A 12532-nucleotide genomic window follows, 5' to 3' on the forward strand; every position below is an offset into this window, starting at 1 on the left:
TGGGTGAACTGGACCGTCGACGTACCCATCGACCAGCTGCCTGCGCTCCCGCCGCTGCCGGAGGATCTGCGTGCGCGCCTCGACGCGGCACTGGCCAAACCGGCGCTGCAGCAGCCGAGCTGGGATGCCGGGCAGGCGGCCGCGATGCGCACCGTGCTCGAGAGCGTGCCGCCGGTCACCGTGCCCTCGGAGATCGAGAAGCTGAAGGTGCAGCTGGCCGACGTGGCGCTGGGCAAGGCGTTTCTGCTGCAGGGCGGTGACTGTGCGGAGACGTTCGTCGACAACACCGAGCCGCACATCCGGGCCAACATCCGCACGCTGCTGCAGATGGCGGTGGTGCTGACCTACGGCGCCAGCATGCCGGTGGTCAAGGTGGCCCGCATCGCCGGCCAGTACGCCAAGCCGCGCTCCTCGGACACCGATGCGCTGGGTCTCAAGTCCTACCGCGGCGACATGGTCAACGGGTTCGCCCCTGATGCCGCGGTCCGCCAGCACGATCCGTCGCGCCTGGTGCGCGCCTACGCCAACGCGAGCGCCGCGATGAACCTGGTGCGCGCGCTGACCTCTTCGGGGATGGCGTCGCTGCACCATGTGCACGAGTGGAACCGCGAGTTCGTCCGGACCTCGCCCGCGGGCGCGCGCTACGAGGCGCTGGCCGGCGAGATCGACCGCGGGATGCGGTTCATGAGCGCCTGCCGGGTGGACGACCGCAACCTCGACACCGCCGAGATCTACGCCAGCCACGAGGCGCTGGTGCTGGATTACGAGCGCGCGATGCTGCGGATGGACACCGAGTCGCCCACCGGCCCCAAGCTGTACGACCTGTCCGCCCACTACGTGTGGATCGGCGAGCGGACCCGTCAGCTCGACGGTGCGCACGTCGCATTCGCCGAGGTGATCGCGAACCCCATCGGCATCAAGATCGGCCCGACGACGTCGCCCGAGCTGGCGGTGGAGTACGTGGAGCGGCTCGACCCGAACAACGAACCGGGCCGGCTCACGCTGGTCAGCCGGATGGGCAACCACAAGGTGCGCGATGCGCTGCCGCCGATCATCGAGAAGGTGCAGGCGTCGGGGCACCAGGTGATCTGGCAGTGCGACCCGATGCACGGCAACACCCACGAGTCGTCGACCGGGTACAAGACCCGCCACTTCGACCGGATCGTCGACGAGGTGCAGGGTTTCTTCGAAGTGCACCATGCGCTGGGCACCCACCCGGGCGGCATCCACGTGGAGATCACCGGGGAGAACGTCACCGAGTGTCTCGGTGGGGCGCAGGATATCTCGGACACCGATCTGGCCGGCCGGTACGAGACGGCGTGCGACCCGCGGCTGAACACCCAGCAGTCGCTCGAGTTGGCGTTCCTTGTCGCGGAGATGCTGCGCGACTAGAGGCGGGACCGACCTACAGCAGGTTGGGCAGGTTGGTGCCGAGCGCCCAGGCGCCGGCACCGGCGAGTGCCGCCAGCGTGAGCACGGCGACGACCCAGAAGAACAGCACCCGTTTGGCGCGCTGCCGGGCCCAGTAGAACTCGCCCAGCTCGATTCCGGCGAATTGCCCTGTGAGGGGGCGATATTCGTCGTCGTCCTCGGCGGCGGGCCGGGGTGGGAGCTCATCGCGGGTGAACGCCCGGGTGTGCCGGGGGCCGTCCACGCCGGCCGTCGGTGCCGAGGACGTGTCGACGAGCGACAGCGACTGGTGCATCGCCGAGTTGCGGGGTGCCGGCACCCTGAACCTGGGCAGGCCCAGTTCGGTCGCGATCACCTCGAGTTCGTCGGCCATCTCCGCGGCGTCGGCGAATCGCTCGGCGGGGTCGCGCGCGGTCGCGTAGGCCACCAGCTCGTCGAATTGCCTTGGCACGCCGGTGATTCGGGTGCTCGGCGGCGGAACGTCGTGATCCATCCGCTGGTAGGCCACCGCCAGCGGGCTGTCCCCGGCGAACGGTGTGTTCCCGGTGAGCAATTCGTAGACGAGCACGCCGACGGCGTACACGTCGCCGCGGGCATCGGTGTCGCCGGTGGCCACCTGCTCGGGGGCGAGGTACGCGGCGGTGCCCAGGATGACGTCGGTCGAGGTGATCTTGGCGTCGGCCAGGGCGCGCACCAGGCCGAAGTCGGCGATCTTGACGTCGCCGTCATCGCTGATCAGCACGTTCTCCGGTTTGATGTCGCGATGCACCAGCCCGGCGCGGTGCGCGGCGGCCAGGCCCGACAGCACGGGCCGCAGCACGGCGGCCACCGCGTGCGGGGGCATCGGTCCCCGTTCGCGCAGCAGCTCGCGCAGCGTGCCGCCCTCGACGAGTTCCATCACCAGATAGGGCGGTTGGCCGCCGGGTGCGCCTGCGCCCTGGTCGTAGACCGCGACCAGGCCGGGATCCTTCAGCCGCGCCACGGCGCGGGCCTCGCGCTGGAAGCGGGTCAGGAAGTGTTCGTCGGAGGCGTAGCGCGCGTCCATGATCTTCACGGCGACGGGACGGTCCAGGCGCAGATCCACTCCGCGGTACACCCCGGACATACCGCCGGTGGCGATCAGCGCGTCGACGCGGTAGCGACCGTCCAGCACGGCGCCGGCCAGCGCGCCCGTCGGCTGGTAGGTCTCCATCGGACTCATGGTACGAGCCACGCGGCCCAGGACTCGTCAAGCGGGCGTCGAAAGCGCCGCCGTGGACTTAGACTTGACGCGATGAGCAGCATCCCGACTGCCGATGACGTATTGGATCCCGACGAGGCCGTCCACGACCTGCCCACGGTCGCGAGACTGTTGCGCATACCGGTGAGCAAGGTGCACCAGCACCTCCGCGAAGGCCATCTGGTCGCGGTGCGCCGCGGGCGCGAGGTGGTGGTGCCGAGGATCTTCTTCGACGACACCGGCCACGTGGTCAAGAGCCTGTCCGGCCTCCTGGTGGTCCTGCGTGACGGCGGCTATCACGAAACCGAGATCATGCGTTGGTTGTTCACCCCCGACCCGTCGCTGACCATCAGTCGTGACGGTTCCACGGAGCGACAGGTCAACGCCCGCCCGGTGGACGCGTTGCACTCGCATCAGGCTCGAGAGGTGGTTCGCCGGGCGCAGGCGATGGCGTACTGAGCGCCGCGGGCGTGCGGCGCAGCCAGTACCAGGCGCCGGCGGCGCAGGCGGTGGCGAGCAGCACGTGGAACCACGAGTACATGCCGTGCGCCCCGTCGGGTCGCCAGATCACCGAGATCCAGGTGGAGAACGCGGCGATCAGTGCGATGGCCCGCGGTGACTGCGCCAGTGCCGACATCACCGCCAGCGGCCAGGTGTAGTACCAGGGCAGCGCGGCCGGCACGAACAGCACCACGATCACCATCAGCGTGGCGATGCCCATCAGCGCCTCGCGGTCGGTGTGCCGGAATCGCCACCACAGCAGCGGCGCCGAGACCGCGATGATCCCGATGCCGATGATCCGCAGGATGTCCAGCACCGCATAGAAGTTCACCGGGATCACCAGGCCGATCACCGCGTTCACCAGGTTCGCGGTCGCGGTCGGCACGGTCAGCCAGTTGATGATCTTCACCGATCCGGCCAGCGCGGTCAGCCACCCGAGCCCGACCCCGGCGGCCAGGGACAGCACCGCGAACACGGCGGCGAACACCACCGCGCACGCCGCGGTCGCGACCAGGAACGCCTTGGGCGCCGAGAAGCCCCGCCGGTCCCGCAGTCCGCGGGCCCACACCCAGACCATGAACGGAAGTGCCAGTCCCGCGGTGGCTTTCACCGCGACGGCGACGGCGATCAGGGTCACACCGGCGACGCATCGGCCGCGGAAGCACAGCGCGATGCCCGCCATCATCAGGCCGACCATGAGCATCTCGTTGTGGACGCCGCCCATCAGTTGGATGATCACCAGCGGGTTGAGCACGCAGATCCACAGTGCCGCGGCACTGTTCGCGCCGACGTGGCGGGCGATCCGGGGGACCGCCCAGATCAGCAGCGCGAGCCCGGGCAGCATGCACAGCCGCAGCAGCATGGTCCCGGCGACGACGTCGTTGCCGACGAGCATCGTGACGAACTTGGCGACCAGGATGAACGCGGGCCCGTACGGCGCGGTCGTCGTCGTCCAGATCGGACTGACGTTGTCGAGCAACGAATTCGGGTTCTCGATCGGGCCGACCAGATAGGGGTCGAAGCCGTCGCGCAGCAGCGCGCCCTGCGCCAGGTAGGAGTAGGTGTCGCGGCTGAACACCGGCACGCTGAGCAGCAGCGGGGTCAGCCAGAAGCCGGTGGTCGCCACCATCGTGTACTGGGTGGCGGTGCGGTCGATCACGTGCCGTCCCAGCCACAGCCAGGCCGAGAGCATCAGCACGACCCCGAGCCACAGCAGCACCGAGGACAGCACCAGGCCGTGCCCGAACCGCAACCAGGACAGGTGCATCGACTCCAGCAGCGGGTCATGCAGCCGGGTGCTGCCCGCGCCGAGGCCGCCGGCGGTGACGAGCAGCGCACCGAGTGCGCCGACCCAGGCCGGGCGGGCCTGCGGGGACAGCGCGAACTCGCGGAACCGCTGCAGCGGTGGCGCGGGGTGCCGGGACGGCGCGGGTGTCGTCATCGGCCTAGGCGGATCTGTTCGCGGCCAATCTGGCGAGCTCGATCAGACCCGCCCTGGCCTTCTCGTCGATCGGCGCGGAGTCCAGGATCCCGATCGCCGTGCGGGTCAGCGTGTCGATGCGGGTCTCCACCGCGGCCAGCGCCCCGACCGACTCGATCAGCCCGCGCAGTTCGGTGACCGCGGCGTCGGACAGGTCGGTGCCGATGGAGGTGCGCAGCAGCTTCGCTCCGACCGGGTCGCGCTGCTCGGCCAGTTCGACCGCCTCGGCCAGCAGCACGGTGCGCTTGCCCGAGCGCAGGTCGTCGCCGGACGGTTTGCCGGTGACCGCCGGGTCGCCGAACACGCCGAGCACGTCGTCGCGCAGCTGGAAGGCCACCCCGAGGCTGGTGCCCAGCTCGTGGAACGCCTCCTGGATGTCGGGGCGGTCGGCGGCCGCTGCGGCGCCGAGCTGTAGGGGGCGCGAGATGGTATAGGACGCGGTCTTGTAGATGTTGACCGTCAGGGCGGAGGCGACGGATTCGGCGCCGCTCGCCTCGTTGACGATGTCGAGGTACTGGCCGCCGAGCACCTCGGTGCGGATCGCCGACCAGACCCGCTGGACCCGCCGGTGCGCGTCGGCGTCGATCGGGGCGGTGGCGACGATGTCGTCGGCCCAGACCAGCGACAGGTCGCCCAGCAGGATCGCCGCGGACAGGCCGAACTGTTCGGGGGAGCCGTGCCAGTGGTTCTCGCGATGCCGTTCGGTGAAGATGCGGTGCACCGTGGGCAGGCCGCGGCGCGTGGCCGATGCGTCGATGACGTCGTCGTGCACCAGCGCGCAGGCGTGCAGCATCTCCAGCGCCGAGAACAACCGCAGCACGGCGGCGTCGGGTTCGGTGCCCGCGACGGCGCGCCAGCCCCAGTAGGCGAAGGCGGGCCGTAGCCGCTTGCCGCCGCGCAGCACGAATTCTTCGAGCGCCTCGGTGAGCACCGCGTAGTCCGCGCCGATGTAGGCGGCGTCGCGCCGCCGGTCGAGCAGGTACTCGCGAAGCTGTTCGGTGACGGCCGCGGCCAGCTCGACGGCTGACGGTGCCCCTGTGGCATTAGCGTCCACGCTCAGCGGGCGCCCCTTTCTTCCGTTCGTCCGGTGCTCAGCGTAGAGCCTGCGACAGCGCGATGGCCGCCGCAGCGCCTACTGCGGCTGATCCTGCGGCTGGCCGGGTCGCGGAGAGCGGTCCCGGTTGTTGTACGCGAGCGCGCCGATGATGCCGGCGACGACGAACGACGCCACGCCCAGCCAGATCGCTGCGCCGGTGAACGACCGGGCGGAGGGATCGGTGTAGCGGGCCTGGGCGTTCATGGTGCTGACCACTCCGGGACGCAGTTTCCATTCGACGACCTCCGAGGACACCTGGTCGCCGTTCGTGGAGGTCACCTCGCCGGGGAACGACACCGACAGTGACACGTCGGCCTCCGGATCGCTCAGCGAGGTCAGGTCGGCGCGGCCCTCGAGGATCACCAGGTCCCCGGCGCGGCGCAGGGAGAGGTCCACTCCCGCGGCGTCGCGGTTCATCCCGGCCAGCTGGGGCAGCTCGGCGAAGGTCAGATCCGAGAAGACGGCCTGGGAGCCGACGTAGTCGTCGCGGTTGTAGTCCGACACGGCGACCTTCTGCGCGAACGGCAGGTTGTTGAGCAGCTGCGGACCCTTGTCGCCGGCGTCGCGGGGTTTGGCCGCGGCCACGATCTGGCCGGACACCCGGTCGTCGGGGGAGACCGTCAGCGAGGCGCGCACCCGGACGCATCCGATCAGCGACGGCGCCAGCACCAGCAGCAGCAACACCATCGCGAGGAGACGCCTGGAGGTCCGGTGACGGTTCGGCACCAGGTCATCGTGCCAGACGGCGCCCGTGACGACGGTGCGGAGAGGCTCTACAGCGGCAGGGACCGGCCGAGGATGGCGAATGCCCGGGGATCTCCGGCGAAGTGGTAGCCACGGATCACGTCGGTGAAGCCGAGCCTGCGGTAGAGCCGCCAGGCCCGGTTGCCCTCGCCGGTGATCTCGGGGGTGGACAGCAGCACGTGGGCTTCGCCACGGTCGCCGAGCAAACGCCGGATCAGCGCCTCACCGAGGCCACGGCCCTGGGCCGACGGCACGATGTGCAGTTCGGTCAGCTCGAAATAGCTGCTCATCAGCGTGGCGATGCGCTCGGTGTCGGCGCCGCTGCGGCGCAGGCCGGCGACCACCTGTTGCTGCCACCACTGATCGGGCGCCCCGCAGTAGCCGTAGGCGATACCCAGCATCGGCGCGGCGGCGAGGTCGGCCTCCGGGCTCGCCCCGTCGCCGGTCTGGACGGCGGCGACCGCCTTCCAGCCGTGCCTGCGGGTGTGCTCGAGCCACATCGAGGCGCGCTGCTCCTCGGTGCCGCGCGGGTAGCGCATGGCGTCGACGTAGATCGACAGCGCATCGCCGAGGCGGCGCTGCATGTCGACGGGCGACAGCTCGATCAGATGCGTCGCCAACTGTTGTCCCTCCCGGCGGTGATTCGGTGACCGCCATCATTATCTCCGTCGATCCGGATGATCCACGGTGCGGCCGGATCGGCGGACAGGGCTTCGTCATAGAATCAGGCAGCGAACAAGGTGGTACGGCTCAGATTCTGCTCGTATCATTGCGGTTAAGTGCCCGTAGACGCGGGCACGCCTGACGTTGAACGACTGCGACGCCCCCACGGCAAGAGGGAGGGACGAATGCCACTCTCCGATCATGAGCAGCGCATGCTCGACCAGATCGAGAGCGCGCTCTATGCCGAGGACCCGAAATTCGCGTCGAGCGTTCGAGGCGGAACTCTGCGGGCGCCCTCGACCAGGCGCCGCCTGCAGGGTGCGGCGTTGTTCGTGCTGGGGCTGGCGATGCTGGTGTCGGGCGTTGCTTTCAAGGCCACGATGATCGGCAGCTTCCCGATCCTGTCGGTGTTCGGCTTCATCATCATGTTCGGTGGCGTCGTGTTCGCCATCACCGGGCCGCGCGTCGGTGTGCCGGGTGAGCGCCTGCCCCACGACGCCGGGCCCAACCGGCAGAAGCGTGGCAAGGGTGGGGGCGGTTCCTTCACCAGCCGGATGGAGGATCGTTTCCGCCGGCGCTTCGACGAGTAACGCGTCCACCGCGTGAGGGGCAGTCCGTGAGGACTGCCCCTTCTTTTTTGCCCCACCGTCCCCCACGGGCCGCCCCAGCGGCCTCTTCTTGTAGTTGAGCTGCGCGTTCGTTCTGCTCCGCCCGATGTCCTGAGGGGCGGTGCAGGCCGCCTGGAATCCGTCGACCTCGCGAAAGTGGGGAGGGCTGCGAAATGCTGACCGCGGTTCGGCGCAAAGTGGGGCATTGTGGGGTAAAGTGGCGGACAACGGAGCGACCGGGGTTCCGTACAGGGCAAGGTCTAGCGAGGTGGCGAGATGTTCTTCGGCACCTACACGCCCAAGCTCGACGACAAGGGGCGACTGACGTTGCCCGCCAAGTTCCGCGACGCACTGGCAGGAGGGTTGATGGTCACCAAGAGCCAAGATCACAGCCTGGCTGTCTATCCGCGGGCGGAGTTCGAGGCGATGGTCGCCGAGATCTCCGGCCGCGCGAAGCGGGGCAATCCGCAGGCCCGCGCCTATCTGCGCAACCTGGCCGCCAGCACCGACGAGCAGTATCCGGACGCCCAGGGCCGGATCACGCTGTCGGCCGAACACCGTCGCTACGCGAACCTGACCAAGGAGTGCGTGGTGACCGGCTCGATCGACTTCCTCGAGATCTGGGACGCCCAGGCATGGCAGGACTACCAGGAGCTTCACGAAGAGAACTTCTCCGCGGCCAGCGATGAAGCACTCGGCGACATTATTTGACCTGGCCCCGCAGGCCCGTGCGGCGCGGCCTCTGCCCGAACCGGCCCTGACGTACTTCCCCGACGTCAGGTCCGTGCTCTCGGACAGGGACCTCGCCGCAGGGGCCGCCCCGATCCCTCACGGTGCTGCGATGGTGGATGAGCCCCATGTTCCGGTCCTGCTGGACCGGTGCGTCGAACTGCTCGCTCCGGCGCTGACCCGCCGCGACGCCGATGGTGGGGGCGCGACCCTGGTCGACGCCACCCTGGGTGCCGGGGGACATGCGGAGCGCTTCCTCACCCAGTTCCCCGGTCTGCACGTCATCGGCCTGGACCGGGATCCCGACGCCCTGACGATCGCCGGCGACCGGCTCGCGCCGTTCGGTGACCGTTTCACCGCGGTGCGCACCCGCTACGACGGATTCGATCTCACCGACGTCGATGCCTTCCTGTTCGACCTGGGCGTCTCCTCGATGCAGTTGGACCGTCCCGAACGCGGCTTCTCCTACGCCACCGACGCCCCGCTGGACATGCGCATGGACAGCGACGCCGAGCTGACCGCCGCCGACATCCTCAACACCTACGAGGAGAAGCAGATCGCGCGGGTGCTGCGCGAGTACGGCGAGGAGCGCTTCGCCGGCCGCATCGCCGCGCACATCGTCCGGCGCCGGGCGACCACCCCGTTCACCACCACCGGCGAACTCGTCGAGCTGCTCTACCAGGCGATCCCGGCGCCGGCCCGGCGCACCGGAGGCCACCCGGCCAAGCGGACCTTCCAGGCGCTGCGCATCGCGGTCAACGCCGAACTCGACGCGTTGCGGCTGGCGATCCCGAAGGCGCTGCGGGCCCTGCGTCCCGGTGGCCGCATCGCCGTGATGGCCTACCAGTCGCTGGAGGACCGCATCGTCAAAACGGAGTTCGCGGCGGCCACCGCGTCACGCTCACCCGCCGGTCTTCCCGTCGAGTTGCCCGGTTATGAACCTGAATTCGTCGCACTGACCCGCGGAGCCGAGCGCGCGAGTGCCGAAGAGATCGACCGCAATCCCAGAAGCGCTCCGGTCCGGTTGCGCGCGTTGGAGAAAGTTGGGGGACAGTAGCGATGAAGACGCAGAAGGCACAGAAGGCGGCCAAGCCCGCGCGCGGCGCCGCGACGGCGTCGGGACGTTCCCGCAGGAAGGCCACCGACCAGAAGGTGCGGGCCCGCAGGCCGGTGCGCGACCCCAAGCGCGCGCCCGTCGACGCGCCGCCGCGGGGGCGTACCTCCACCCGCGACGCGCGGCCGGGGCGGCGCACCACGCCCAACCCGCGGCTGACCGACACCCCGGCGCGGCCCAAGAGTGCCAGCCAGGCCAAGGCCCGCGCGAAGGCGCGGAAGGCCAAGGCGCCCAAGGTCGTTCGTCCCCCGCTGCGGGAGCGCCTGCTGACCCGGCTGGCGTCCATCGAGCTGAATCCGCGCCGGCTCGTCGCCCGCGTTCCGTTCGTCGTGCTGGTGATCGGCTGCCTCGGGCTCGGGTTGGGGGTCACGCTGTGGCTGTCCACCGACGCCGCGGAGCGTTCCTATCAGCTCGGTCACGCGCGGCAGGTCAACCAGGCGCTGATGCAGCAGAAGGAGGCGCTGGAGCGTGACGTGCTGCAGGCGCAGGCGGCGCCGGCGCTCGCCGAGGCGGCCCGCAACCTGGGCATGATCCCGTCGCGCGACACCGCCCACCTGGTGCAGGACGCGTCGGGCAACTGGGTGGTGGTCGGTACCCCCAAGCCCGCCGAGGGCGTGCCGCCGCCGCCGCTGAACGCCCCGCTGCCGGAACCGGCGCCACCCGCTCCGCCCGCGCCGCGCGTCGTGACGCCGTCGGAGGTCCCCGTCCGGTTACCGTCACAGACTGTGCCCCTGAACGCGACCGGTCCGGTCCCGACGGCCCCCGGCCTCGAGGTGCCGCACGCGGTGTCGGGTCAACTGCCCACGCCGGGCCCGGCGCCCGCCCTGCCTCCGGTGGCCGCGCCGCTCGCCGCCCCCGCACCGCTCGCCGCGCCCGCACCGCTCGATGCGGGCCTGCCCCACCTGGTGCCGGGAGACCCGGCCGTGCCCGGCGCCCCGTCGGGTACCGAGCAGGTCGTCCCTGCGGCACCGGTGCCGGGTCCGCCCGCATGAGTCGCGAGGCCGGGCGTCGGGACCGCACCGCGCGCGCGGCCGGTGCCGAACGCTCGGCGCGGTCGCGTCGGGTGCGCCAGGCGGCTCCGCGCAGCGGGCTGCGCAGCGCGTCGTTCGTGTTCCGGCACCGCGCGGGCAACGCGGTGATCTTCCTGCTGATCGTCGTGGCGGCCGCGCAGCTGTTCACGCTGCAGGTGCCGCGTGCCGAGGGGCTGCGCGCCGAGGCCGCCGGCCAGCTCAAGGTCACCGACGTCGACGCGGCGGTGCGCGGATCCATCGTCGACCGCAACAGCGACAAGCTGGCCTTCACCATCGAGGCGCGGGCGCTGACCTTCCAGCCCGTCAAGGTACGCAAGCAGCTGCAGGAGGCATTCGACAAGGCCAAGGCCGAAGCCATGGCCGACGCCGAGAATGCCGAGGCCGCACCGGATCCCGACAAGCGGCTGCGGGAGATCGCCGACGGCGTGGCCTCGCGGCTGGGCAACAAACCCGACAGCGCCACCGTCCTCAAGAAGCTGCGCAGCAACGAGACGTTCGTCTACCTCGCCCGCGCGGTCGATCCCGCGATCGCCGACGCGATCACCACCGCCTACCCGGAGGTCGGCGCGGAGCGCCAGGATCTGCGGCAGTATCCCGGCGGCGCACTGGCGGCCAATGTCGTCGGCGGCATCGACTGGGACGGCCACGGTCTGCTCGGCCTCGAGGATTCGATGGACTCGGTGCTGGCCGGCACCGACGGATCGGTGACCTACGACCGCGGCTCCGACGGCGTCGTGATCCCGGGCAGCTACCGCAACCGTCACGACGCGGTGAACGGTTCGACTGTGATGCTCACCCTCGACGACGACATCCAGTTCTACGTCCAGCAGCAGGTCCAGCTGGCCAGGGACGCCTCCGGGGCCAAGAACGTCTCGGCCGTGGTGCTCGACGCCAAAACCGGTGAGGTGCTGGCGATGTCGAACGACAACACCTTCAACCCCGCCCAGGACATCAGCAAGCAGTCCGTCCGCGAGCTGGGCAACTTGTCGGTCTCTTCGCCGTTCGAGCCGGGTTCGGTGAACAAGATCGTCACCGCCGCCTCGGTCATCGAGTACAACCTGTCGAATCCCGATGAGGTGCTTCAGGTTCCGGGGTCCATCGACATGGGCGGGGTGAACGTCCGCGATGCGTGGAGCCACGGCGTGATGCCGTACACCACCACGGGCGTGTTCGGGAAGTCGTCGAACGTCGGCACCCTGATGCTCGCCCAGCGGGTCGGCCCGCAGCACTACGCCGAGATGCTGCGCAAGTTCGGACTGGGGCAGCGCACCGGTGTCGGACTGCCCGGCGAGAGCGCCGGCCTGGTCCCGCCGATCGACCAGTGGTCCGGCAGCACCTTCTCCAATCTCCCCATCGGACAGGGCCTTTCGATGACCCTGCTGCAGATGGCCGGCATGTACCAGGCCATCGCCAACGACGGGGTGCGGATGCCGCCGCGCATTCTCAAGGCGACGATCGCCCCGGACGGCACCCGCACCGACGAACCGCGGCCCGAGGGCGTTCGGGTGGTGTCCCCGCAGACGGCGCGCACCGTGCGCGACATGTTCCGTTCGGTGGTGCAGCGTGACCCGATGGGCTACCAGCAGGGCACCGGTCCCGCGGCGGCGGTCGAGGGCTACCAGATCGCCGGCAAGACCGGCACCGCACAGCAGATCAACCCGGCCTGCGGGTGCTACTTCGACGACGTCTACTGGATCACCTTCGCGGGGATGGCGCCCGCGGACGACCCGCGCTACGTGGTCGGCATCATGATGGACAACCCGCAGCGCAACGCCGACGGCTCGGCAGGCCACTCGGCCGCGCCGCTGTTCCACAACATCGCCTCGTGGCTGCTGCAGCGCGAGAACGTGCCGCTGTCGAAGGATCCCGGTGCGCCGCTGACCCTTCAGGCGGGTTGACGCACGCGGGGGGCGCCAGCGGGCTGGGTACTGTGGCAT

12 protein-coding genes are annotated in these 12532 nt (G+C 70.2%); 7 read left to right on the forward strand and 5 right to left on the reverse strand.

The features are described 5' to 3' along the window. Positions 1-3: 3 nt before the first annotated feature. Positions 4-1392 (forward strand): class II 3-deoxy-7-phosphoheptulonate synthase, encoded by a 1389-nt coding sequence (locus tag MCHLDSM_RS14940; RefSeq protein WP_048416225.1) that lies wholly within the window; start codon positions 4-6, stop codon positions 1390-1392. A gap of 13 nt (positions 1393-1405) precedes the next feature. Here the strand turns inward: MCHLDSM_RS14940 and MCHLDSM_RS14945 are convergent, their stop codons facing one another. After that, the gene (locus MCHLDSM_RS14945; protein ID WP_048470808.1) at positions 1406-2611 is read right to left on the reverse strand and encodes a protein kinase domain-containing protein; all 1206 of its coding nucleotides are present in this window, start codon (positions 2609-2611) and stop codon (positions 1406-1408) included. A 72-nt stretch (positions 2612-2683) separates the two neighbouring features. Between MCHLDSM_RS14945 and MCHLDSM_RS14950 the strand changes: the two genes are divergently transcribed. Continuing rightward, positions 2684-3088 carry an Rv2175c family DNA-binding protein gene (locus MCHLDSM_RS14950; RefSeq protein ID WP_048470809.1) on the forward strand — a complete coding sequence of 135 codons (405 nt, stop codon included), beginning with the start codon at positions 2684-2686 and terminating at the stop codon, positions 3086-3088. On the opposite strand, the gene MCHLDSM_RS14955 is transcribed toward MCHLDSM_RS14950, so the two are convergent. From MCHLDSM_RS14955 to MCHLDSM_RS14970, 4 genes are all read right to left on the reverse strand, one after another. After that, entirely contained in the window at positions 3009-4571 is a 1563-nt protein-coding gene (locus MCHLDSM_RS14955; protein WP_048470810.1) for an alpha-(1->6)-mannopyranosyltransferase A, read from the reverse strand. The genes MCHLDSM_RS14950 and MCHLDSM_RS14955 overlap by 80 nt on opposite strands. A gap of 4 nt (positions 4572-4575) precedes the next feature. After that, positions 4576-5664 (reverse strand): bifunctional (2E,6E)-farnesyl/geranyl diphosphate synthase, encoded by a 1089-nt coding sequence (gene idsA2 / locus MCHLDSM_RS14960; protein WP_048470811.1) that lies wholly within the window; start codon positions 5662-5664, stop codon positions 4576-4578. Between the two features lie 78 nt (positions 5665-5742). Beyond that, positions 5743-6432: an LppM family (lipo)protein gene (locus MCHLDSM_RS14965; protein WP_280513795.1), complete on the reverse strand. Its 690-nt coding sequence runs from the start codon at positions 6430-6432 to the stop codon at positions 5743-5745. Positions 6433-6479: 47 nt separating this feature from the next. Beyond that, positions 6480-7070: a GNAT family N-acetyltransferase gene (locus MCHLDSM_RS14970; RefSeq protein WP_048470813.1), complete on the reverse strand. Its 591-nt coding sequence runs from the start codon at positions 7068-7070 to the stop codon at positions 6480-6482. Between the two features lie 228 nt (positions 7071-7298). Between MCHLDSM_RS14970 and MCHLDSM_RS14975 the strand changes: the two genes are divergently transcribed. The 5 genes from MCHLDSM_RS14975 (at position 7299) to MCHLDSM_RS14995 (ending at position 12493) form a co-directional block, all read left to right on the forward strand. Continuing rightward, complete coding sequence (locus MCHLDSM_RS14975; protein WP_048470814.1) at positions 7299-7703, forward strand: SCO2097 family morphological protein; 405 nt, start codon at positions 7299-7301, stop codon at positions 7701-7703. Positions 7704-7997: 294 nt separating this feature from the next. Further along, positions 7998-8432: a division/cell wall cluster transcriptional repressor MraZ gene (locus MCHLDSM_RS14980; RefSeq protein ID WP_048416233.1), complete on the forward strand. Its 435-nt coding sequence runs from the start codon at positions 7998-8000 to the stop codon at positions 8430-8432. Further along, entirely contained in the window at positions 8407-9507 is a 1101-nt protein-coding gene (gene rsmH, locus MCHLDSM_RS14985; protein ID WP_082168897.1) for a 16S rRNA (cytosine(1402)-N(4))-methyltransferase RsmH, read from the forward strand. Before MCHLDSM_RS14980 ends, rsmH begins: the two co-directional genes overlap by 26 nt. A gap of 2 nt (positions 9508-9509) precedes the next feature. Continuing rightward, positions 9510-10556 carry a cell division protein FtsL gene (locus tag MCHLDSM_RS14990; protein WP_048470816.1) on the forward strand — a complete coding sequence of 349 codons (1047 nt, stop codon included), beginning with the start codon at positions 9510-9512 and terminating at the stop codon, positions 10554-10556. Beyond that, positions 10553-12493 carry a peptidoglycan D,D-transpeptidase FtsI family protein gene (locus MCHLDSM_RS14995; RefSeq protein WP_048470817.1) on the forward strand — a complete coding sequence of 647 codons (1941 nt, stop codon included), beginning with the start codon at positions 10553-10555 and terminating at the stop codon, positions 12491-12493. Before MCHLDSM_RS14990 ends, MCHLDSM_RS14995 begins: the two co-directional genes overlap by 4 nt. The last annotated feature ends 39 nt before the right edge of the window (positions 12494-12532 follow it).

Source organism: Mycolicibacterium chlorophenolicum (assembly GCF_001044235.1).
GTDB lineage: Bacteria > Actinomycetota > Actinomycetes > Mycobacteriales > Mycobacteriaceae > Mycobacterium > Mycobacterium chlorophenolicum.

Excerpts from the sequence above, each read along its gene's own strand:
- MCHLDSM_RS14995 (WP_048470817.1), top strand. The coding sequence starts at position 10,553 with ATGAGTCGCGAGGCCGGGCGTCGGGACCGCACCGCGCGCGCGGCCGGT.
- rsmH (WP_082168897.1), top strand. The coding sequence starts at position 8,407 with ATGAAGCACTCGGCGACATTATTTGACCTGGCCCCGCAGGCCCGTGCG.
- MCHLDSM_RS14990 (WP_048470816.1), top strand. The coding sequence starts at position 9,510 with ATGAAGACGCAGAAGGCACAGAAGGCGGCCAAGCCCGCGCGCGGCGCC.
- MCHLDSM_RS14975 (WP_048470814.1), top strand. The coding sequence starts at position 7,299 with ATGCCACTCTCCGATCATGAGCAGCGCATGCTCGACCAGATCGAGAGC.
- MCHLDSM_RS14945 (WP_048470808.1), bottom strand. The coding sequence starts at position 2,611 with ATGAGTCCGATGGAGACCTACCAGCCGACGGGCGCGCTGGCCGGCGCC.
- MCHLDSM_RS14950 (WP_048470809.1), top strand. The coding sequence starts at position 2,684 with ATGAGCAGCATCCCGACTGCCGATGACGTATTGGATCCCGACGAGGCC.
- MCHLDSM_RS14980 (WP_048416233.1), top strand. The coding sequence starts at position 7,998 with ATGTTCTTCGGCACCTACACGCCCAAGCTCGACGACAAGGGGCGACTG.
- MCHLDSM_RS14955 (WP_048470810.1), bottom strand. The coding sequence starts at position 4,571 with ATGACGACACCCGCGCCGTCCCGGCACCCCGCGCCACCGCTGCAGCGG.